Raw genomic sequence first — 22,005 nt, forward strand, 5'->3', positions numbered from 1 at the left:
CGGCTCGGGTTCGTATTGTACGTAGACCGTAGGCCAGGCCTCACGTTCCGGGCCCCGCCGCGTGGCCCTATGTTTGTCTGGACGGCCGCTCGCGCGCCGGCCTTGCGGCGCGTTGGGAACGGTCGAAAGTTCGCTCCGCACGATTCGCCGAGGCTTTGTACAATGGCTCGACAAGCCCGGCTCACACGCCTTCGTGCGCCGGCCGCTCGAGTCCCATCACTACAGAACGCCATGGCCGATACCGCAACGCCCAATGTGATCCGCCGCGCCGATTATGCGCCGCCCGCTTTCCTGATCGACACCGTCGCACTCGAATTCGACCTGCTGCCGGAACGCACGGTCGTGAAGAACACAATGCGCGTGCGCCGCAATCCGGACGCGTCGCGCGCCGCGCATCTCGAGCTAATGGGCGAACAGCTTGAGTTCGTCAGCGCTACGCTCGACGGCCAGCCGTTCGCCAACGCGCATGCGCACGAACACGGGCTGGTCCTCGACAACGTGCCGGAGAAGTTCGAGCTCACGCTCACGAGCATCTGCAATCCGGCCGCGAACACCACGCTCTCCGGCCTGTATGTTTCGAGTGGGAATTTCTTCACGCAGTGCGAGGCCGAAGGCTTTCGCCGCATCACGTACTTCCTCGACCGGCCGGACGTCATGGCCACTTACACGGTGACGCTGCGAGCCAGCAAGGCCGATTACCCCGTGCTGCTGTCCAACGGCAATCTGCTCGAAGAAGGCGATCTGCCGGACGGCCGCCATTTCGCGCGCTGGGAAGATCCGTTCAGAAAGCCGAGCTATCTGTTCGCACTTGTCGCCGGCAAGCTCGTTGCGCTGGAAGAGCGCGTCAAGACGGGTTCGGGCAAGGAAAAACTGCTGCAGGTATGGGTCGAGCCGCACGATCTCGACAAGACGCGTCACGCAATGGATTCGCTGATTCACTCGATCCGCTGGGACGAGGAGCGCTTCGGGCTCGAACTGGATCTGGACCGCTTCATGATTGTCGCCGTGAGCGACTTCAACATGGGCGCGATGGAGAACAAGGGGCTCAACATCTTCAACACGAAGTATGTGCTGGCGAATCCCGAAACGGCGACCGACACCGACTTCGCGAATATCGAGGCGGTGGTCGGCCACGAATATTTCCACAACTGGACCGGCAATCGCGTGACCTGCCGCGACTGGTTCCAGTTGAGCCTCAAGGAAGGCCTGACAGTATTTCGCGATCAGGAATTTTCGGCCGACATGGCCGCCGGCGAGGCCGACGGCAGTGACGAAGCCGCGCGCGCCACCAAGCGCATCGAAGACGTGCGTGTGCTGCGCCAGATGCAGTTCGCCGAAGACGCCGGACCGATGGCCCACCCAGTGCGTCCCGAAAGCTACGTCGAGATCAATAACTTCTACACGATGACGGTCTACGAGAAAGGCTCCGAAGTCGTGCGGATGTATCAGACGCTGTTCGGCCGCGAAGGGTTTCGCAAAGGCATGGACCTGTATTTCAAGCGGCACGACGGCCAGGCCGTGACCTGCGACGACTTCCGTCACGCGCTCGCCGACGCGAACGGCCGCGACCTCGCGCAGTTCGAGCGCTGGTACAGCCAGGCGGGCACGCCGCGGGTGACGGTGCGCACGCGTTACGACGCCGCGCAGCAGCGCTACAGCGTAACGCTCACGCAAGGTTATGGCGACGCGGCACCGGCCGCACGCGAAACGCAAAAAGGCCCGCTGCTGATTCCGTTTGCGATCGGCCTGATCGGCAAAGACGGGAAAGACTTGCCGTTGCAACTGGAGAGCGAGCCGAAGGCTTCGGACTCGACCACTCGCGTGCTCGAATTCACGCAGACCGAACAGACCTTTACGTTCGTCAATGTGGCGCAGGAACCGTTGCCATCGCTGTTGCGAAATTTCTCGGCGCCGGTGATCGTCGAATACGATTACTCGGCGGATCAACTGGCGTTCCTCCTCGCGCACGACAGCGATCCGTTCAACCGCTGGGAAGCCGGTCAACGGCTCGCCACGCGCGAGTTGCTGACGCTAGCAGGACGGGCCGCGAGCGGCGAGGAACTGCAGCTCGACGACTCGGTGGCGGCCGCGTTCGCACGCGTACTCACGGACGAGTCGCTCTCTCCAGCCTTCCGCGAACTTGCATTGATGCTGCCGTCCGAAGCGTATCTCGCCGAGCAGATGGCCGAATCCAATCCGGCGGCCGTGCATGCGGCGCGGCAGTTCGTGCGCAAGCGCCTCGCCAATGCACTCAAGAACGACTGGCTCAAGATTTACGAGCAACATCGCACGCCCGGCCCGTATGAAGCCACGCCGGCGGCGGCAGGCCACCGTGCGTTGAAGAACCTGGCGCTGTCTTATCTCACGGAGCTCGACGATCCGTCGGAAACGGTGCGGCTCGCGTCCGCGCAATACGATGCGGCGAACAACATGACGGACCGCGCGGCGGCGCTGTCCGCGTTGCTCAATGCATCGGCGGCAAATGGCGGCAGCGCGGAAGCGCAGCATGCGCTCGACGACTTCTACCGGCGCTTCGAGAAGGAGCCGCTTGTGATCGACAAGTGGTTCGCTTTGCAGGCCACGCAGCGCGGCAGCGCGCAGCGTCCGGTCATCGACGTCGTACGCAAGCTGATGACGCATCCGGCCTTCAATCTGAAAAATCCGAACCGCGCGCGCTCGTTGATTTTCAGCTTCTGCGCGGCCAACCCCGCGCAGTTCCATGCCGAAGACGGCTCGGGTTACGCGTTCTGGGCGGACCAGGTAATCGCACTCGACGCGATCAACCCGCAAGTGGCCGCCCGCCTCGCGCGGTCGCTCGAATTGTGGCGCCGCTTCACGCCGACGCTGCGCGAAGGCATGCGCGCGGCGCTGGAAAAAGTGGCGTCGCAGGTCAAATCGCGCGACGTGCGTGAGATTGTCGAGAAAGCGCTCGCATGACGCTCCGCTGACGCGGTCCTCCGTATCGAAAAGCCGGCACACGTTGCCGGCTTTTTTTTCGCCCTTTGTTTTACGACGACTTCGGGTCTCAGACTCGCATCGACGTTAGCCGTCTGGCTGACTGGTCGGCCGCGTCCGGACGGGTGAAAGTAAACGCATCCATTTAACGTTTTACGTTTAACGCGATTCGTTATATGATCCCATGATCACGACATTTGGCGACAAGGCTACGGCGAGAATCTTTCAGGGCAAGTTCGTGCATACGTTGCCGCGTCATATCCAGGCGCTCGCGTACCGCAAGTTACTGATGATCGACGCTGCAGACTGCATCCACAGCTTGCACACGCCGCCCGGCAACCGGCTCGAAGCACTGCAAGGCCAGCGCAGCGGGCAATGGAGCATCCGGATCAACGCTCAGTGGCGCATCTGTTTCCACTTTATCGAAGGCGAGGCGCTGAATGTTGAGATTGTCGACTATCACTGATTATTGGGAGACCGGCATGGTCATCAAACGCTCCGATCTGGACAGTATCGATTTCTCCGACATCGACGCGGGAGACAGCATCGAGGAGATCCATCCGGGTGAGATTCTGCGCAGCGAATTTCTCGAACCGCTCGGCATGTCAGTCAACGCGCTTGCGCTCGCGTTGCGCGTACCGGCGCCGCGCATCAACGACGTGGTCCGCGGCAAGCGCGCGATTTCCGCGGACACTGCGCTGCGCCTCGAGCGCTATTTCGGCGCGAGCGCGCAGTTCTGGCTCAACCTGCAAATCGCATACGACCTGCGCGTTGCCACGGCGGCAGCGGGCGAGCAGATCGAACGCGAGATAGAACCCATGCCTAAGGCGGACCGTCCGAAGCTGCCGAAGGTATCGGCGGAACACGCCCGGGCTGCGGCGCTCGCAGCAAGCGTGAGCGGCAACGCGACGGGCGGAAAGGCCCGGCGCAAAGGCTGAACGGCTCGCTCACGCAGAGCCGCTGGCACCGATCGGGCGCCATTGCATGCGCGCTCCGATGTCAAAAGCACAGAGCGGACACACCGAGCGGTTAAAATCGGGATATTCCTCAAGCCTCCTGGAGTACAGCAATGTCCTTGCAACGTCGTACCACTCTCACGAAGTACCTGATCGAGCAGCAGCGGGAAACCAATAACCTGCCGGCCGACCTGCGGCTTTTGATCGAAGTTGTCGCACGGGCATGCAAGGCGATCAGCTATCACGTTAGCAAAGGCGCATTGGGCGACGCACTCGGCACGGCCGGCAGCGAGAACGTCCAGGGTGAAGTACAGAAGAAGCTCGACATTCTGTCGAACGAAATCCTGCTCGAAGCCAACGAATGGGGCGGCAACCTGGCGGGCATGGCGTCGGAGGAAATGGAGCAGTTCTTCCCTATCCCCGCGAACTATCCGAAGGGCGAGTATCTGCTGGTGTTCGATCCGCTCGACGGCTCATCGAACATCGACGTGAACGTTTCTATCGGCACGATCTTTTCGGTGCTCCGCTGCCCAGATGGCCAGCAGCCCACCGAACAGTCGTTCCTGCAGCCAGGCACAGAACAGGTTGCTGCGGGTTATGCGGTGTACGGACCGCAAACCGTGCTGGTGCTGACCACCGGCAACGGCGTGAACTGCTTCACACTCGACCGTGAACTCGGTTCGTGGGTGCTCACGCAAAGCGACATGCGCATTCCTGTCGAAACGCGGGAGTACGCAATCAATGCGTCCAATGAGCGTCACTGGTATCCGCCGGTTGAGCAGTACATCGGCGAACTCAAGCAGGGCAAAGACGGCCCGCGTCAAAGCGACTTCAATATGCGCTGGATCGCGTCGATGGTGGCAGACGTGCACCGTATCCTGAATCGTGGCGGCATCTTTATGTATCCGGCCGACAAGCGCACGCCGGAGAAGCCGGGCAAGCTGCGGCTCATGTACGAAGCGAACCCGATGGCGTTCATCGTTGAACAGGCGGGCGGCGCTGCAACCAACGGCGAAAAGCGCATCCTCGACATTCAGCCCAAGAGCTTGCATGAGCGCGTTGCGGTGTTCCTCGGATCGAAGAACGAAGTGGACCGCGTGACCCGCTACCATCTCGAAACAAAAAAGTGATTCGAGGGCTTGCCAAGCCAATAAAGAAGTCCCTATAATCTCGTTTCTCCTGATGCCGGAATAGCTCAGACGGTAGAGCAGCGCATTCGTAATGCGAAGGTCGGGGGTTCGATTCCTCTTTCCGGCACCATCAAGATTCAAGCAAAAAGCCCAGTCCTCGTGACTGGGCTTTTTGCTTTTCATCGACCTTTTTTGCTTTTCGTCGACCTATCCCGCTCGCTTCCTAGCCACGCAAGTCAGGTCTACCAAATTGCGCGACTGTCCCCAGGTTGCGCGCGACGATCGTGTCGCTCATCTGACCGGCGCCTTCTTTGCCGTCCGTGCGCTTAGCGCCTCCGTACGCTGCTACTGCTTCATTCGGCGCTGACGGAAACCACGAGATGCGGCCATCGCATTCGATTCCGACCTGCCGTCCATTCCAGTACACAACGTTTTCCATGACGAACCCTCTGAATGCGAAGACAACCATCTTCCGCGTTGGCCGGCGGGGGTCAGTTGTCCACCGCACTGTGGCCGACCGAAACCAGCCACCTTCATCATAGGATTCGACGCTGATGCGGCGAGGCTCGTCACTCAAGCAGACGAAGTTTTGGCGCAAAGTGTGCAGCGTTGACGCCGGCAACACGACACGGCTGACGCACTCGCATGCGAGGAGAGCCTTATGCGTATCGCGCTTAAAATTTGGCGCCTCGTCAACGAGGTGACAAATAAATCGTTTACAAAGTAATCACCGTGGTTACGACAGAATAAATGTCCGATCGGCAATAAACGAACGTTCGCTTTTTACCGGGAAGATTATGCCGATATCGCAATGCACCAATTGATCGCCAATCCGGGAATACCCGGGCCATACTGACGACTTATACCGCGAGGGTGCCGCTCACCTTCGCAACAGCCCGTCAGATAAGGCTCGCGAGAGAATTTCGAAACATTCGACATCGAAACTGTACGGAAGACCACGAACGACGACACAAGCAAACCTATAAATTTCATCAGAAGCTCTGCTGAAATGGTGCGCTGTGCCGTTAAAGCAACAAAGATGGTGTGATGCTAATCGGACACTGGTGCGAAACGGGGCACGAGGCCGATAATCGGTTTGTAAAGGAGAACGATCATGGATGCCAAACCACCGAAGATCCCGACCCCGGACAAAGTCTTTAGCCCGGATCCGGAACCTGTCGGCGTCGAGTTTCTCGGGGCGGAATTGCCGGAGCATGTGCGCGCCTTTTTCGACGAACAACGCAAGTCTTGCGACGCAAAGTAATTGTGCAGCGGCGCGACTCGGTAGCGGTCCTTGTGCTTGGCACGAGGCGCGGTGCCGCGCGGCTCGCTGATTTCTTTGGATCACTCTCACCAGGCTGACTAGCGCTGACTGGCGTTGACGCTCGCACTCGAGCCTGCGACCGCCTCTGACCGCGTGAACCGGCTGTTCTGGCGCGACCGGCAGCACCGCTTTGATGCCGGCGAAAACGCTTGGGCAATGAAGCATCGTCTATGCTTCAGCTTTCCTTCCACAGCCGCCCGGCCATCGTCCACCTTATGAATCGCCTGTTTCGCTTCGCCGCGCCGTGCGCGCTCGCCCTTCTCGCATCACTCCTGGCTGCCCCTGGTTCTGCCCTCGCCGACGGCGACGATACCGCGCTCACGAATCTGATCGCGCTCGCGTCGCAGCGACTCGCCCTCGCGGAACCGGTCGCGCGCTGGAAGTGGGCTAATCACCAGGCAATCACCGACACGCCGCGCGAGCAGGCGTTGCTTGCTGATGTGGAGAAACGAGCGGCAGCCGCCAACGTCGATCCGGCGTTCGCGCGCGCGTTCTTCCAGGATCAGATCGACGCGAGCAAAGATGTGCAGAACGCGCTTTTTGCGAGCTGGCGCGCAACGCAGCCGCCGCAGGAGCCGGCTCCCGACCTCGCAACGAGCACGCGCCCACAACTGGATCGCTTGACGCAATCGCTCGTCGCCGGCCTTGCTCGCGTGCAACCGCTGCGCGGGGCGCCGGATTGTCCGTCGCGCGTCGCGCAATCGCTGGCTAGCTGGAAGTCTATGACCCGCTATGATTCCGCGCGCTCAACTGCATTGAATCGCGCGCTTGGGCACGTATGCGAAAGCGGTGGCGTCGGCGCAACCGGCTGACGGTTCGGTAGACGCAAGAAGCGGGCGAAGGAAGAACGTTGCGCCGCGAGGAATAACGAGATCCCCCTGGTCACGCGTAGCAGCCGCGCAATCAGGCGAGAGCGGTCAAACGACGCCTACGACTGGCGCGGCGTCCAGCACGCTGAGCGGCATGATCCGCAACCCGCGCGCAAGGTGGCTCTGAAGAATCTTGTAGGTCGACGCTTCGAAGCCGCCGGCCAGACTGGCTGCATGCAGTTCGGTCGCTTGCGCCAGCGACGGCGCATGGCCGATGTAACACCATTGGTCGACGACATGGAAAGCGCGCGCCTGCGACGCTTCTTCATGCTCCTCGAAAACGACGGGCCCCTGGAACGGCCACGGCGCGCCCGCAGGATCGCTCTTCGAAACGCGCGGCACACGGTTGTGCCCCGGCCGCAGCGTCGCGATCCACTGCGCCTCGGCGAGCATCGCACCCAACTCGCCGCCGGTGGCGCGCCACTCTACGCGCCTCACTTGCTGCGCAAGCCGTATATCTTTCGACGAACGTCGTTCGCCTGTCAGATGCGCACGAAGTCGCTGACGGACGCGCACGCTCCGTCCGACGTACAGCGGCAAGTCGTCGTCTCCATAGAATGCGTAGACACCGCATCCGGCAGGTGCGGTCTCAAGCAGATCTTCGGTGATGTCGCCTGCCAACCGGTAGCGCCGCGTCGTGCGCTCGATATGCGCGCGCAGAACGTCTAGCGGCACGAGGCCGTGAAGCCGCTGCCAGAACTGCCAGATCAGATCAGCGTCGGCAAGCGCGCGATGCCGGTCGGACGGCACCAGCGAGTGCCGCTCAACCAGCGCATCGAGCCCGTGGCGCTTTTCAGACGGGAACAACGCGCGCGACAGGCGCACGGTGCACAGCACGTCCGGGTCGAAGGACAGGCCGGCACGGCGGAACTCGCCGCGCAGAAACCCTCGGTCGAAGCTGGCGTTATGCGCGATGAACAGTTTGCCGTTGAGTCGGGCGAACAGTTCGGGCGCGATGGCGTCGAACGTCGGCGCGCCGCGCACCATCGCGTTCGTGATGCCGGTGAGCTGCTGGATGAACGACGGGATCGGTTGCTGCGGATCGACGAGGCTGCTCCAGCGCGAGACGCCGGCCGGCCCTACTTCGACGACGCCGACTTCGGTGATGCGGTGCTCGTTAGTCGAGCCGCCGGTGGTTTCCAGATCGACAAAGACGATGGGATCGCTGAGGGCCGGTTCGGACAAAAACTGTTCAGACATGAAAGGAATGCTTGGACGCGTGACTTTGCGCCAAGTATGCACTAGTTAGCGGCCGGTGACCTGCGGGCATCGGCAGGGCCTCGACCGCTCTTCGCCGGCAAAGGGTCTCCAGGAGTCGGCGGCAGCCTCATCTCGCAACGCGGCGGGGGCTTGAAAAGTACGCGCGTTATATCGACCGTGAGTAATTGAGTCGCAGGTTTAGTAAGGCATTTGGAAATTCTTTTTCTTGTGCGCTTAACAAATTGTTCATCGGATGGATTTTGTGCCCTTTATTTAAATAGGTCCAATGAAACTCCGGCGATACGCACTTTTTTCTGCGATGCGATAGATCGGCGTTCATATCGACAGCCTAATCGCATCGCTCCGCGCGCTTACGTCAATATTACTCAGGCCGAATAACCATCGAATAAAAAGAAAGAAGTATTTTCCGACCGCCAGTGCCTGTAATGCTCTGCAACGTTGATAAGTGTTTCTCCGACTTGTTCGCGGACCGACGCAATCGGATCATGAAACCAGCGTTTGCGGTAATGCGCATCAGGAGGTTGCCATGCAGTTCAGTGATATCCGCCGAATCCTTTCTAATCTGATTCCTCATCTGGAACGATCGCCCGCCGCCTCACCTCTCCCGCCAGAGTCAAGTCAGCCATCGGCGTTGGAATTCGATCCGATGTGGCACGGCGACCACTGGCAGAACCTGCTGTCCTCCCCAATGGACGCCCGACGCTACGTCATGGAAGATTGGACCGCGACCACAACGGATGAGTGGAGTGCGGACCGCGCCGCATCTGCCCACTGATCCTCGCCCGGCGCCATAACGCCACCCCGCCGCCAACTCGCGGCCGACTCGCGGCCGACTCGCCAATTAGCGGACGAAAAAAAAGCGCGACTGGGAAGTCGCGCCGACAAAGGTTTGGAGATCTTTTTCGTCAACGAAAAAGTCCGCTTCGGAAAGCAGAACTTTCAGTATAGCGTTTAATCCCAAACCGATTATTCACACAAAATACAATCGTCTGTTGCTAGAACCACAACAATAAGTTGACGGCTGGATTTCGTTGTTTTTTCGCATCGAATTACCGTCGCGATTTCGCAACGCCACTTCGCATTCATCAGTTCGGATACTTGCTGGCATGCCCGCAGCCATTGACCAGCAAGGCTTTGGCGGAATTCTTTCATCGTTTCGAATCAAGTAATTCTTTATTGCGAGAATCGAAACGTCCATTGAATCAACGCTCTCTCTACACTTTGCGTAACCGGAAATCAGCGCTCTACCTTCAAGCGCACCTTGACACGGATACGCCTCTCGCAGCGCCCGCGTGAAGGTTTCCGAAGCACGATTCACCGCTCACTCTCGCTTTCGGAGTAACAAAATGAAAAAGACTCTCATGGTCGCGGCCCTGACGGGCGTTTTTGCAACTGCGGCGCACGCTCAAAGCAGCGTCACGCTGTACGGCTTGATCGACGCCGGCATTACCTACACCAACAACCAGCACGGTCACAGCAACTGGCAAGAGACGAGCGGTTCGGTGAACGGCAGCCGTTGGGGCTTGCGCGGTGCGGAAGACCTCGGTGGCGGCCTGAAGGCGATCTTCACGTTGGAAAACGGCTTCGGCATCAATGACGGCTCGCTGAAACAAGGCGGTCGCGAATTCGGCCGTCAGGCATTCGTTGGCCTGTCGAGCACCCAGTTCGGCGCCGTCACGCTTGGCCGTCAATACGACAGCATGGTTGACTACGTTGGCCCGCTGGCGCTGACCGGTACGCAATACGGCGGCACGCAGTTCGCCCACCCGTTCGACAACGACAACCTGAACAACTCGTTCCGTATCAACAACTCGGTCAAATACACGAGCGCGAACTACGGCGGCTTCAAGTTCGGCGGCCTGTATGGCTTCTCGAACCAGGCTGACGGTTTCGCAAACAACCGCGCCTACAGCGCGGGCGCGTCGTACAACTGGGGCGGCCTGAACGTCGGCGCAGCATATTTGCAACTGAACAGCAACGGCGCGAACGGCGCGGCTGCGGCGTTCAACTCCGGCGGTGCCGTGTCTAGCGACAATACGTTCTTCGCTCGCCGTCAGCAGACGTGGGGCGCAGGCGCGAACTACGCGTTTGGTCCGGCAACCGTCGGCCTCGTCTATTCGCAGACGAACCTGTCGGGTCTCGTCGGCATCGGCGCAGGTGCTTCGGGCCAAACCGGCGGCATCGGTCTGCCGAGCAACAGCGCGCACTTCCAGAACTACGAAGCAAACGCTCGTTACGCTTTGACGCCGGCTGTCAGCATTGCCGGTTCGTACACGTACACGCGTGCGAGCCTCGCGGGCACCCGTCCGCACTGGAATCAGTTCAATCTGCAAACGGCGTACGCACTGTCCAAGCGCACGGACGTTTATCTGCAGGGTGAATACCAGCAGGTCAACGAAGGCGCGATCGTTGGTGCAGACATCAACGGTCTGGGTGCTTCGAGCAACAACAAGCAGGTTGCGGTCACGGCAGGTCTGCGTCACCGCTTCTAACGCGGCGGGCAGGACCCGCAGCATGGAAGGCGCCGTTCGCGGCGCCTTTTTTATTGCCTGAAAACGCTCCGTGCGGACAAGTTTGCACGAGGTGGCAGACTAGACGTCGCTCTTTGCAGGCGGATATTTGACGTCGAGAATGTCGATTGGCTTCGGACCGGCCGGCGTGTACAACGTCACGGTGTCACCCACCTTCGCCTTCAGCAACGCCCGTGCGATCGGCGAGATCCAGCTCACGTGTCCGATATCGAGATCGACCTCGTCGATGCCGACAATCGTCACGGTGTGCTCTTCACCGTCCTCTGTCGCATATTCGACAGTCGCCCCGAAAAAGACCTGATCGACGTTTTCCTGCTTGCTGCTGTCGACAACCTCGGCGAGATCCAGACGCTTGGTCAGAAAGCGGATGCGCCGATCTATCTCGCGCAGGCGGCGCTTGCCGTAGATGTAATCGCCGTTCTCGGAGCGGTCGCCATTCGATGCAGCCCATGACACGAGCTTCACGACCTCTGGCCGGTCGACGTCGATCAAATGCAGCAGTTCATCGCGCATGCGGTGGTAACCGGCAGGCGTGATGTAGTTTTTGGTTCCGGCGGGGATTTCCGGCTGGGCGACGTCGAGATCGTCGTCATTATCGTCGCTCGACTCTTTGACAAAGGCCTTGTTCATGATGATCCATAAGCTGCAGCAAACGGCTGCTCCACTAGGGTACACGATCATGACAATGAGACAAATCGCAGTTACACGCTTCCCTTTTTTGAAACCTTTGCTATAATCTCGTTTCTGCGTGCGGCTGTAGCTCAGTTGGATAGAGTACTTGGCTACGAACCAAGGGGTCGTGGGTTCGAATCCTGCCAGCCGCACCACTTATTCGAGGGCCTCCCTCCGGGGAGGCCCTTATGTTTTACCCAGTTTTAGTGAAGTAGTGCACCACCTGTTTCGCGTGCGGCTGTAGCTCAGTTGGATAGAGTACTTGGCTACGAACCAAGGGGTCGTGGGTTCGAATCCTGCCAGCCGCACCACCTCTAAAGGGCCTTCCAGTTGGAAGGCCCTTTGTCTTTCCGGCGCGTTTCTGCGTCAACCGCTCGCACGACAGCACGGTGATCGCCGTGTTGCCGTCATGGCCGTGGCGGAGACTGAATATCGCCGATGTGCCCGTCCGGGCTCGGAACCTCTTCAAAAGTATAGCCAGCGGTGGCTTCGGCTATGCGCCGAGCCGTGTTGTCGACCAGCATCTGCGACTCGTGCAGCATTTCGCCCACGCTATCGCCGAACCGGCTTTCCACGAACGCCCGCAGCAGCGCCACGCGCAACGAGTCGCCACGTCCCTCCACCTCACCGCGGCCGCCTTCGAATTCCGCCACGCAGTGTGCAGGGCTTTCCCCGCTACGTTCGCGCATTTCGAGCCGACGCGCGCGCTCCATCACTGCCGCAGCGGCGTCCCATGAGGTGGTCGGTGTGAAACGGCCATCCCACGGACGACCACGATCGTTCCCGCGGATGGCGACGGTCTCGCCGCTGTCGGTGAAGTGAATTTCTCGCACGAAATCGTGCAGGCTGCGGGCCACCCAATAATCCAGTGCGAGGCCTTCGAGGTCAGCTACTTTCATCAGCGTTCTCCCTGAGTTTTCAGGTGAGACTCGCTAGCGGCGCCGGCGTTCCGGCAGAAAGAAGCAGCGCCTCTCCGCCCGATGGGCGGCAGAGGTCAGTAATCGGCCCGCTCGCGGTCGATTCGCATGCCGCCGTCATGCCGGTGATGGCCGTCGTCGCTCGGCCGCTCACGCGCGATGCGCATTACGTCGAGATTTGTACGCACGCGGCGCATGACGTTGGCCAGATGAACGCGATCGCTGACCTGAATCACGAAGCGCAAGATCGTGGATTCCTGCGACAGGTCTTCGTCCATCGCGATATGCACGATGTTCGCGTCTGCAGAAGTAATGTCTGCGGCCACGCGGGCGAACACGCCCTTCGTGTTCTTGACCAGCACCTTGATTGCGACGTCGAACAGACGCCCCGGTTGCGGCGCCCACGCCACGTCGATCCAGCGGCCGGGATCGCGCCGGTGGATTCGCTGTGCAACGCGGCAGTCGGTAGTGTGGATGGCCATGCCGAGGCCAATGCCGATATAGCCCATGATGTCATCGCCCGGAATCGGACGGCAGCATGCGGACAGTTGCACCGACATGCCCTCGGTGCCGGTGATCACGACCGGCGGCGCATGCGGCGTGGAACCGGACTCGGAGCGCGAACCGTCGTCGTCGGCATCGCGGCCGCTCATCAACACTTCGATACGCTTCGCCATGACCGCCGCGACGCGTCGGCCGAGACCGATGTCCGCGAAAATTTCCTGGCCATTTTTGTTGCCCGTCCACTGCACGAGCTTTTCCCAAGCTTCGGGCGTCACGTCCGACAGCGCCAGGCCGTAGCCCTTCAAAGCCTGATCGACGAGACGCTCGCCAAGCTGAACCGATTCGTTCAGCCGCATCGTTTTCAGATAGTGGCGGATCGCGGAACGGGCCTTGCCGGTGCGCACAAAACCGAGCCACGCCGGATTCGGTTTCGAATACGGCGCCGTGATGACTTCGACGATATCGCCGCTCTTCAACTCGGTTCGCAGCGGCAGCAATTCGTTATTGATCTTGACCGCGACGCACTGGTTGCCCAGGTCGCTGTGGATCGAATACGCGAAGTCGAGCGCCGTGGCGCCGCGCGGCAGCGCCATAATCTTCGACTTCGGCGTAAAGACGTAGACCGCGTCCGGGAACAAGTCGATCTTTACGTGCTCGAGGAATTCGCTCGAGTCGCCGGCTTCGCTCTGAATGTCCAGCAGCGACTTCAGCCACTGATGCGCGCGCTTTTGCACATCGTTCAGATCCGCACTGCCGTTCTTGTACAGCCAGTGCGCCGCCACGCCGGCTTCGGCGATCTCGTGCATCTTGCGGGTACGCACCTGGAACTCGATCGGCGCGCCGAACGGACCGACGAGCGTAGTGTGCAACGACTGATAGCCGTTCACCTTCGGGATCGCGATGTAGTCCTTGAACTTGCCCGGCACCGGCTTGTAGAGAGCATGCAATGCGCCGATGCAGGTGTAGCACTCGAGCGCGCTGCCCACCACCACACGAAAGCCGTACACGTCCAGCACCTGCGAGAACGACAACTGCTTGTCGCGCATTTTCTTGTAGATGCTGAAAATGGTTTTCTCGCGACCGGTCACTTCCGCGTCGATCTTCGCGTCGGCGATTGCGCGCTGCACCGATTCCAGAATCTTGCCGACCACTTCCCGCCGGTTGCCGCGCGCCGCCTTTACGGCTTTCTCGAGCGTGGCATACCTATGCGGATTGAAGTTCGCGAAACTCAGGTCCTGTAGCTCGCGATACGTATTGTTCAAGCCGAGCCGGTGCGCAATCGGCGCGTAGATGTCCAGCGTTTCGCGCGCCACGCGACGACGCTTTTCGGGCGGCACCGCGCCGAGCGTGCGCATGTTGTGCAGCCGGTCGGCCAGCTTCACGAGAATTACGCGGACGTCGCGCGCCATGGCGAGCAGCATCTTGCGGAAATTTTCCGCCTGCGCTTCCTCGCGATTGCGAAACTCCATCTTGTCGAGTTTCGACAAACCGTCGACCAGTTCCGCAACCTTTGCGCCAAAACGCTCGGCGAGCTCGGCCTTGGTCACGCCCTGGTCTTCCATCACGTCATGGAGCAACGCGGCCATGATTGCCTGGCCGTCGAGATTCCAGCCGGCGCAGATTTCCGCAACGGCAACCGGGTGCGTGATGTAGGGTTCGCCGCTCTGGCGATATTGGCCGAGGTGGGCTTCGTCGCTGAAATGGAAGGCCGCCTTGACCTCTTTGATCTCTTCCGGCTGCAAATAGCCGGACAACGCGGACGTCAGCTTGGCAATCGATACGACGTCATGCCGGCGCGGCTGCTCCGGCGTGGCGGTCGGCCCGAACAGATGGCGAAACGACTGTTCTAGGACCGCGTCGATGTACTTGCGTGCAGACGAGGGCGAGTCGGCGTCATGCTCCGCTTCCGTGGCGGTGGGCGGGGTAGTACTCATGGTCGCCTCCGTAGCGGTTGAGAGTTGACGCCGGTCTGCACGTTGATGCAATCAGGTGACGCAAAAACTATGGCAAAAATGCTTGCCAACCGAAAACAGAAACAGTGCGCCTTAAACCGGCACCTTCTTCAGCATTTCGACGCCGACCTGGCCGGCCGCGATTTCGCGCAGCGCGACGACCGTGGGCTTGTCACGGCTTTCGATTTTCGGCGTGTGGCCTTGAGCGAGCTGACGCGCGCGATACGTTGCGGCGAGCGCGAGTTCGAAACGATTCGGGATCTGTTTGAGACAGTCTTCGACGGTAATGCGGGCCATGTTGAGTTCCTTCTCAGTATGTTGCTTATTCTACCTTATGTGCTCGAATCGCCGCCGCGCTCAGGGGTGCGGAAGGTGAATGCCGAGCTGCACGAAAAGCTGCGTATGACGCGCGTATTGCGAGGCGAAGCGCGAACGCGTAGCAGCCACGAGACACTGCAGTTCGCCGAGCGCGCGATCGAAGTTCTCGTTGATCACCACATACTCGGCTTCGGCCGCGTGCGCCATCTCGCTGCCTGCAGCGAGAAGCCGGCGCGTAATCACATTCGGCTCGTCCTGGCCGCGCTTTTTCAGACGCTCTTCGAGCGCTTCGAGCGATGGCGGCAGGATAAAAATTTCGACCGCGTTGTGAAACTGCTTCTTCACCTGTTGCGCGCCCTGCCAGTCGATTTCGAGCAGCACGTCATGGCCGCTCTTCATCTGCTCCTCGATCCACACGCGCGAAGTGCCGTAGTAGTTGCCGTGCACTTCGGCGCTTTCCAGAAACTCGCCCTCGTCGTGACGCCGCATGAAATCGTCGACGGACGTGAAGTGGTAATGCTCGCCGTCCTGCTCTTTCGGGCGCGGCGGACGCGTCGTGTACGAGATTGAGAGACGAATCGCGTCGTCGCCGGCAAGCAGCGCGTTCACGAGCGTCGACTTGCCGGCGCCCGACGGCGCGACGACCATGAACAGGTTGCCCGGATACGCTCCGGCATACGGGTTGCGCGGTGCGCCGCTTTCGCGTGTGTGGTGATCGGTCATGTTGTGATGCTCCAGCCTTATTCCAGATTCTGTACCTGCTCGCGCATCTGTTCGATGAGCAGCTTCAAGGTCATCGACGAATCCGCCAGTTCCTTCGCCGCCGCCTTCGAGCCGAGCGTGTTCGCTTCGCGATTGAGTTCCTGCATCATGAAGTCGAGCCGCTTGCCGACCTTGCCGCCCTTCTGGATCACGTGACGCGTTTCGTTCAGGTGAGCCGTGAGCCGCGACAGTTCTTCGGCGATGTCGATGCGGATGCCGTACATCGTCACTTCCTGGCGAATCCGCTCGTTGATCTCTTCCCGCGACACGGTGGTCGCCGCCGTTTCGGGCGCGGCAATGCCGAGCGCCTCCTGCAGTCGCTCGACGATCTTCTGCTGATGCTTCGTGATCAGTTCCGGCACGAGCGGCGTGATCTTCGTGACGATCGCTTCCATCTCGGTGACGTTGGCGAGCAGCATCGTGGCCAGTTGTGCGCCTTCGCGGGCGCGTACGTCGATCAGATCGGTAATGGCCTGTTTGCCACATGCAAGCACTGCGTCGCGCAGCACGTCCGGCGCCACGCCCGTCTCGGCGAGCACGCCGGGCCAGCGCAGAATTTCGCCCGAGCGCAGACGGCCCGCTTCCGGAAACGTCGCCAGCACGGTGCGCTCCAGCAACGCAAGCTGCGTCAGCGCGTCATGATTGATCGAACCGGCGTTTGCCGTCTGTTCGCTACGCTGCAGATTGATACGAATATCCACCTTGCCGCGCGACAGCTTGTTCATCAGCATTTCGCGCAGCGTGGGTTCGCATACGCGCACGTCCTCGGGCATACGGAAGTTCAGGTCGAGAAAGCGCGAATTCACCGTGCGCAGTTCGACCGACACGCTCACGCCGCCCGTGCCGGAGGCCGCGACGAGTTCGCGTGTCGCGCTCGCATAGCCAGTCATGCTGTAGATCATCGTATTTCTCGCGATGGTGGCCATGCGTGAGACGCTGGCCGAAGAGTCGAATCGCCCGGCGTGTACGAGACGCGAGGCGGGGAAACGGCATTATCCCATTTTTGGCGATGGGACCCCTTGGAGAGCCACGGCCGACGCGGCGCGCCGACGGGGCGCATACCTGCGCGGATCGGCTGTAAAATCGTGCTTTCCCCTCCCGCTTCCTTCCCGACCCAATCGACATGACCGACACCACTCAACGCCCTAGCGGCCGTCTCGCCAATCAGCTGCGCGACGTGCGCATCACGCGCCACTATACGAAGCACGCGGAGGGTTCGGTGCTGGTCGAATTCGGCGACACCAAGGTGATCTGCACGGCGAGCATCGCGGAGACCGTGCCGTCGTTCCTGCGCGATCGCGGCCAGGGCTGGCTCACCGCCGAATACGGCATGTTGCCGCGCGCCACGCATACGCGCAGCGACCGCGAGGCTGCGCGCGGCAAGCAGACCGGGCGCACCCAGGAAATCCAGCGTCTGATCGGTCGCGCGCTGCGCTCGGTGTTCGATCTGGAGAAGCTCGGCGCGCGCACGCTGCATATCGACTGCGACGTGATTCAGGCCGACGGCGGCACACGCACTGCGAGCATCACCGGCGCTTTTGTCGCCGCGCATGACGCGGTGAACAAACTGCTGGCTGCGGGGCGCATCGAGAGTTCGCCGATCACCGACTACGTCGCGGCGATTTCAGTCGGCGTGTACGACGGCGTGCCGGTGCTCGATCTGGATTACGACGAAGACTCGCAATGCGACACCGACATGAACGTGGTCATGACGGGCGCGGGCGGCTTCGTCGAAATTCAGGGCACCGCAGAAGGCGTGCCTTTTTCGCGCGATGAAATGAACACGCTATTGGATCTCGCGAGCGACGGCATCGCCACGCTGATCGCGAAACAGAAAGAAGCATTGGAGTACCGAGGTGAGTGAAGTTCGTGAAGGCAATGGCGCGCCTCTATCGGGATCGCCGTTGAACAAGGTCGTGCTGGCGTCGAATAACGCCGGCAAGCTGCGCGAGTTCGCGGCGCTGCTCGGCGCGGCCGGCATCGAGTTGATTGCGCAGGGCGAACTGGGTGTGCCGGAAGCGGAAGAACCGCATCCCACTTTCGTCGAAAACGCGCTGACCAAGGCACGGCATGCGGCCAGGCTCACCGGGCTGCCTGCCCTCGCCGACGACTCCGGTCTGTGTGTGCGCGCGCTGCGCGGCGCGCCGGGCGTCTATTCGGCGCGTTACGCGCAACTGGCCGGCGGCGAAAAAAGCGACGCGGCAAACAACGCGCGGCTCGTCTCCGCGCTACAAGGCGAGAGCGATCGCCGCGCGTACTACTACTGCGTGCTGGCACTGGTGCGTCACGCCGACGACCCCGAGCCGCTGATCGCCGAAGGCCGCTGGCATGGCGAGATTCTCGATGCGCCGCGCGGCGCGAACGGCTTCGGTTACGACCCGTACTTCTTTTTGCCATCGCTCAACGCAAGCGCCGCGGAACTCGAGCCGGCGCTGAAAAACGCCAGCAGTCATCGCGCGATTGCGTTGCGCCAGCTGCTTGCGCGTTTGACGGAGGAAGCGTGATTCCGATCAAGCCGACACCCGCCGATGTCGGAAACGGCGTGATCAAGGCATTCACGTCGCCGGGCAGCATCCGTCTGACGTCGCTGCCGCCGCTCTCGTTGTACGTGCATTTTCCGTGGTGCGTGCGCAAGTGTCCGTACTGCGATTTCAACTCGCATGAATGGAAAGGCGACAGCTTCCCCGAGAACGAGTATCTCGACGCATTGCGTGCCGACCTGGAGATGGCGTTGCCGCTCGTGTGGGGACGGCAGGTGCATACGGTGTTCATCGGCGGCGGTACGCCGAGCTTGCTGTCAGCGGCCGGACTCGACCGCATGCTGTCGGACGTACGAGCCCTCTTGCCGCTCGACGCCGATGCGGAGATCACTCTCGAGGCCAATCCGGGCACGTTCGAGGCCGCGAAGTTTGCGCAGTTTCGCGCGAGCGGTGTGAACCGGCTGTCGGTGGGCATACAGAGTTTCAACGAGGCGCATCTGAAGGCGCTCGGCCGGATTCACGATTCGACGCAAGCGCGCCATGCGGTGGAAGTGGCCGCCACTACGTTCGACAATTTCAATCTGGACCTGATGTTCGCGCTGCCCCAGCAGACGCTCGCCGAATGTCAGGCCGATGTCGAGACTGCGTTGTCGTTCGCGCCGCCGCATCTCTCGCTGTATCACCTGACGCTCGAGCCGAACACGCTGTTTGCGAAATTCCCGCCTGCGCTGCCGGACGACGACGCGTCCGCCGACATGCACGACTGGATTCACGAGCGCACGTCGGCGGCGGGATATGAGCGCTACGAAGTTTCCGCGTATGCCAGGCCGCATCGGCAGAGCAAGCACAACCTGAACTACTGGCGTTTCGGCGACTATCTTGGGATTGGCGCCGGCGCGCACACGAAGCTGTCGTTTCCGAATCGTGTGTTGCGTCAGGCGCGCTACAAGCATCCGACCGCGTTCATCGAGCACGCCAAGGCCGGCGCGGCGGTGCAGGAAGAACACGAAGTCGGACCGCGCGACCTGCCGTTCGAGTTCATGCTGAATGCACTGCGACTGGTGGAAGGCTTTCCGGTGCATCGGTTCATCGAACGCACGGGTCTGTCGATGACCTCTATCGAGCCGGCCTTGCAGGAGGCGGAGCGCCGCAAACTGATTACGCGAGACCACGAAAAGATTGCGCCTACGCCGCTTGGACAAGCGTTCCTCAACGATCTACAGGCGTTGTTTCTGAAAGATCCGCAGTGAATGCGGATCAAGAGAGCGCCGCAGCGAGGTTTTTTCAGGTTACAATTTGCGGCTTGGAGGTGTGGCCGAGCGGTTTAAGGCACCGGTCTTGAAAACCGGCGAAGGAGTGATCCTTCCGTGAGTTCGAATCTCACCGCCTCCGCCAGATCTCTGTACACATCCACGGGCCGCAAGGCCCGTTTTTGTTTGTACTCGCCCCGCACACTACACCCGCGCCGGCGCCTGGCTTCGACCTTGAAGCCGTACGAACTTGCGGAACAGGTGTGCGATTGCCCGTACGCGCCATAAAGACAGCACGACGACAAACAATGCCCCCACCCCGCGTCACACACTTACCGCGTCGAGCTTCTCGCGTGCGTCGGCGCAACGCCGGTTCAGATCGCGATGCATCAACTGGCTGTCGAGCAGCGCGGACACATCGGTCAAGCCGTAATCAAAGCGCAAAACGTATTCGATGTCCGTGTAATCGTGATACGCGCCGCTGTCGGCCAGCTTCCGCGCTTCGGCGAAAGCAGCATGTTGCCGCTCGCCGTTCATCAAATCTCTGATCGCCATGATTGCCGCTCCGAGGAACAGTGATCCCATCATAGCAATGCCAATTCAAAGACAAGGTCGCGTGCGCGCAACACCTGGTGTTTTCCGGTAGAAGCGCTCCGTGCACCGGAAATGCGAGTACGCACCAGGTGCAGGAACCCGGAGCGCTCTCTTTACGGCGTCCCTGCTCCGCCGCCTTTATTGCGCATCTCCATCACACCGTCCTTAGACGACAGCCACCGGCGCCTTCGTCCCGTGCCATCTGACGACCAGGATACGGCCGACGTAGCACAGCGACCCTGCGACGCCCACCACCACGCCCATGCCTTTCGGCGAGCCGTCCTGCCAGAGTCCGACCGCGAGGCTCGACAGCGCGCCGAGCGCCAGTTGCACCGCGCCGAACACGGCAGCTGCCGCACCCGCATTCACCGGATAGCGATGCATCAGATCCGTCGTGCAATTGGCGGACAGCAAACCCACCACGCCAACGACAAAGAACAGGCCGGCAACGATCGACCACAGCCCGCCCCAACCCGTCAACGAGACAAGACAGACGAACAGCGACGAAATACAGCTCACGCTCGCGGCGAACGAAATGATCGGCAGCGACCCAAGCCTGCCGACAAGCCGCGTATTCATGAAGTTGCCCAGCATGATCCCGACGATGTTCAGCGCGAACAGAAAGCCATAATGCTGCGCCGACACGTGGAAGTACTGGATATAGACGAACGGCGTCGCCGTGATGTACGCGAACATCGACGCGAATGCCATGCCACCGCACAGCATATGCCCCCAGGCAACCGGATCGCGTAACAGCCGGCCATATGCGGCGAACGATTTGAGTAGCGCCGAATGCGCACGCTTTTCGCGCGGCCAGGTTTCCGGCACTTTGAGAAACGCGGTTATCGCGCACACCATGCCGAACAGCGTCAACGCAATGAAGACGACGCGCCAGCCGCCAAGCAGCAGCAACTGTCCGCCGATCAACGGCGCGAGCAATGGTCCGATCGACGTGACGATGGCGAGCATGGACAACACGCGCGCAGCGTCGGTCGGACCATACGCGTCGCGGGCAATGGCGCGAGCCAGCACCGATGCCGCGCCCGCACCGAGCGCCTGCACGAAACGGAACGTGACCAAGGCGCCGATCGAGAACGACAGCGTGCACGCAATGCTCGCCAGCGCATACATGATGATGCCGCCCAGCAGCACAGGCCGGCGGCCATATGTGTCGGACAGCGGCCCATAAAGCAGCATGCCGATCGAGAAGCCGAACATAAAACTGGTCAACGTGGTTTGTGCGGCGCCCGTTCCGATCGCGAACGCCTGCGCGATGGTCGGCAAGCTCGGCAAATACATGTCGATGGAAATCGGCCCGCACGCGGCAAGCGCACCGAGCAACAGAATCAGCCGGCCATCTGGCCGGCGTCCGGTGACGTGAGACATGGGAATCCAGGTGAAGCGCGTCCTCGGAAAACCGGCGCGCGGGGATACAAAAAGACTGCAGTTGGTCGCATCGATTGTACGCGACGGTTAAGGCATCGACTTCGCCAGCAGCGAGCACGAGCAGCAGCATGAGGCCGTTGCAGGCTTGCAGGGCAAGCGCGCCGCTGATCGGTTAAGCTGCCGC

At 61.0% G+C, this 22,005-nt stretch carries 20 protein-coding genes and 4 tRNA genes; 15 read left to right on the top strand and 9 right to left on the bottom strand.

Annotated features, from left to right (window positions below; translation table 11 throughout):
* Window positions 1-231 precede the first annotated feature (231 nt).
* The 7 genes from pepN to ACTJLB_RS07115 all read left to right on the top strand — a co-directional run bounded on the left by pepN (window position 232) and on the right by ACTJLB_RS07115 (window position 7,177).
* Window positions 232-2,937, top strand: a complete 2,706-nt coding sequence (pepN, locus tag ACTJLB_RS07085) for an aminopeptidase N (protein ID WP_204522309.1) — start codon at window positions 232-234, stop codon at window positions 2,935-2,937.
* Between the two features lie 202 nt (window positions 2,938-3,139).
* Window positions 3,140-3,421, top strand: a complete 282-nt coding sequence (locus tag ACTJLB_RS07090) for a type II toxin-antitoxin system RelE/ParE family toxin (protein WP_020069039.1) — start codon at window positions 3,140-3,142, stop codon at window positions 3,419-3,421.
* Between the two features lie 16 nt (window positions 3,422-3,437).
* Complete coding sequence (locus ACTJLB_RS07095) at window positions 3,438-3,893, top strand: HigA family addiction module antitoxin (RefSeq protein WP_088175277.1); 456 nt, start codon at window positions 3,438-3,440, stop codon at window positions 3,891-3,893.
* Window positions 3,894-4,024: 131 nt separating this feature from the next.
* Window positions 4,025-5,041, top strand: coding sequence for a class 1 fructose-bisphosphatase (locus ACTJLB_RS07100; protein ID WP_020069041.1), 1,017 nt, complete (start codon window positions 4,025-4,027; stop codon window positions 5,039-5,041).
* Window positions 5,042-5,095: 54 nt separating this feature from the next.
* Window positions 5,096-5,171 (top strand) — tRNA-Thr (locus ACTJLB_RS07105).
* Window positions 5,172-6,155: 984 nt separating this feature from the next.
* Window positions 6,156-6,305, top strand: a complete 150-nt coding sequence (locus ACTJLB_RS07110) for a hypothetical protein (RefSeq protein WP_006050185.1) — start codon at window positions 6,156-6,158, stop codon at window positions 6,303-6,305.
* Between the two features lie 275 nt (window positions 6,306-6,580).
* Window positions 6,581-7,177 (top strand): chorismate mutase, encoded by a 597-nt coding sequence (locus ACTJLB_RS07115; RefSeq protein WP_310352599.1) that lies wholly within the window; start codon window positions 6,581-6,583, stop codon window positions 7,175-7,177.
* Window positions 7,178-7,282: 105 nt separating this feature from the next.
* On the opposite strand, the gene ACTJLB_RS07120 is transcribed toward ACTJLB_RS07115, so the two are convergent.
* Complete coding sequence (locus ACTJLB_RS07120; protein WP_440782884.1) at window positions 7,283-8,434, bottom strand: exonuclease domain-containing protein; 1,152 nt, start codon at window positions 8,432-8,434, stop codon at window positions 7,283-7,285.
* 547 nt (window positions 8,435-8,981) lie between these two features.
* Here ACTJLB_RS07120 and ACTJLB_RS07125 point away from each other — a divergent pair.
* Entirely contained in the window at window positions 8,982-9,230 is a 249-nt protein-coding gene (locus tag ACTJLB_RS07125) for a hypothetical protein (RefSeq protein ID WP_440782885.1), read from the top strand.
* A gap of 571 nt (window positions 9,231-9,801) precedes the next feature.
* Complete coding sequence (locus ACTJLB_RS07130) at window positions 9,802-10,947, top strand: porin (protein WP_440782886.1); 1,146 nt, start codon at window positions 9,802-9,804, stop codon at window positions 10,945-10,947.
* 99 nt (window positions 10,948-11,046) lie between these two features.
* Here ACTJLB_RS07130 and greB read toward each other — a convergent pair whose 3' ends face one another.
* Window positions 11,047-11,616 carry a transcription elongation factor GreB gene (gene greB, locus ACTJLB_RS07135; protein ID WP_440782887.1) on the bottom strand — a complete coding sequence of 190 codons (570 nt, stop codon included), beginning with the start codon at window positions 11,614-11,616 and terminating at the stop codon, window positions 11,047-11,049.
* Window positions 11,617-11,736: 120 nt separating this feature from the next.
* Between greB and ACTJLB_RS07140 the strand changes: the two genes are divergently transcribed.
* Both ACTJLB_RS07140 and ACTJLB_RS07145 read left to right on the top strand, forming a co-directional pair.
* Window positions 11,737-11,813: transfer RNA gene (locus tag ACTJLB_RS07140), tRNA-Arg, on the top strand.
* A 79-nt stretch (window positions 11,814-11,892) separates the two neighbouring features.
* A tRNA-Arg gene (locus tag ACTJLB_RS07145) sits at window positions 11,893-11,969 on the top strand.
* A gap of 96 nt (window positions 11,970-12,065) precedes the next feature.
* Here the strand turns inward: ACTJLB_RS07145 and ACTJLB_RS07150 are convergent.
* The 5 genes from ACTJLB_RS07150 to ACTJLB_RS07170 form a co-directional block, all read right to left on the bottom strand.
* Window positions 12,066-12,557, bottom strand: a complete 492-nt coding sequence (locus tag ACTJLB_RS07150) for a phage protein NinX family protein (protein ID WP_440782888.1) — start codon at window positions 12,555-12,557, stop codon at window positions 12,066-12,068.
* 95 nt (window positions 12,558-12,652) lie between these two features.
* Window positions 12,653-15,013: a RelA/SpoT family protein gene (locus ACTJLB_RS07155; protein ID WP_440782889.1), complete on the bottom strand. Its 2,361-nt coding sequence runs from the start codon at window positions 15,011-15,013 to the stop codon at window positions 12,653-12,655.
* 111 nt (window positions 15,014-15,124) lie between these two features.
* Window positions 15,125-15,328, bottom strand: a complete 204-nt coding sequence (rpoZ, locus tag ACTJLB_RS07160; RefSeq protein WP_006025620.1) for a DNA-directed RNA polymerase subunit omega — start codon at window positions 15,326-15,328, stop codon at window positions 15,125-15,127.
* A gap of 60 nt (window positions 15,329-15,388) precedes the next feature.
* Entirely contained in the window at window positions 15,389-16,072 is a 684-nt protein-coding gene (gene gmk, locus ACTJLB_RS07165) for a guanylate kinase (protein WP_020069050.1), read from the bottom strand.
* Window positions 16,073-16,089: 17 nt separating this feature from the next.
* Window positions 16,090-17,013 (bottom strand): YicC/YloC family endoribonuclease, encoded by a 924-nt coding sequence (locus ACTJLB_RS07170; RefSeq protein WP_027776353.1) that lies wholly within the window; start codon window positions 17,011-17,013, stop codon window positions 16,090-16,092.
* Between the two features lie 221 nt (window positions 17,014-17,234).
* On the opposite strand from ACTJLB_RS07170, the gene rph reads away from it, so the two are divergent.
* The 4 genes from rph to ACTJLB_RS07190 all read left to right on the top strand — a co-directional run bounded on the left by rph (window position 17,235) and on the right by ACTJLB_RS07190 (window position 19,986).
* A complete protein-coding gene (gene rph, locus ACTJLB_RS07175) occupies window positions 17,235-17,975 on the top strand; it encodes a ribonuclease PH (protein ID WP_408413077.1) in 741 nt (246 codons plus the stop codon).
* The gene (gene rdgB, locus ACTJLB_RS07180) at window positions 17,968-18,615 is read left to right on the top strand and encodes an RdgB/HAM1 family non-canonical purine NTP pyrophosphatase (protein ID WP_408172702.1); all 648 of its coding nucleotides are present in this window, start codon (window positions 17,968-17,970) and stop codon (window positions 18,613-18,615) included. The genes rph and rdgB overlap by 8 nt, the downstream gene beginning before the upstream one ends.
* Window positions 18,612-19,841 carry a radical SAM family heme chaperone HemW gene (hemW, locus tag ACTJLB_RS07185; RefSeq protein WP_392394262.1) on the top strand — a complete coding sequence of 410 codons (1,230 nt, stop codon included), beginning with the start codon at window positions 18,612-18,614 and terminating at the stop codon, window positions 19,839-19,841. The genes rdgB and hemW overlap by 4 nt, the downstream gene beginning before the upstream one ends.
* A 55-nt stretch (window positions 19,842-19,896) precedes the next feature.
* Window positions 19,897-19,986: transfer RNA gene (locus ACTJLB_RS07190), tRNA-Ser, on the top strand.
* Window positions 19,987-20,165: 179 nt separating this feature from the next.
* On the opposite strand, the gene ACTJLB_RS07195 is transcribed toward ACTJLB_RS07190, so the two are convergent.
* On the bottom strand, window positions 20,166-20,396 hold the full coding sequence (locus tag ACTJLB_RS07195) for a hypothetical protein (RefSeq protein WP_088175265.1): 231 nt from the start codon (window positions 20,394-20,396) through the stop codon (window positions 20,166-20,168).
* 204 nt (window positions 20,397-20,600) lie between these two features.
* The gene (locus ACTJLB_RS07200; RefSeq protein ID WP_440782891.1) at window positions 20,601-21,821 is read right to left on the bottom strand and encodes a Bcr/CflA family multidrug efflux MFS transporter; all 1,221 of its coding nucleotides are present in this window, start codon (window positions 21,819-21,821) and stop codon (window positions 20,601-20,603) included.
* Between the last annotated feature and the right edge of the window lie 184 nt (window positions 21,822-22,005).

It is taken from the genome of Paraburkholderia sp. 22098 (genome assembly GCF_052045935.1).
Taxonomy (GTDB): Bacteria; Pseudomonadota; Gammaproteobacteria; order Burkholderiales; family Burkholderiaceae; genus Paraburkholderia; species Paraburkholderia caledonica.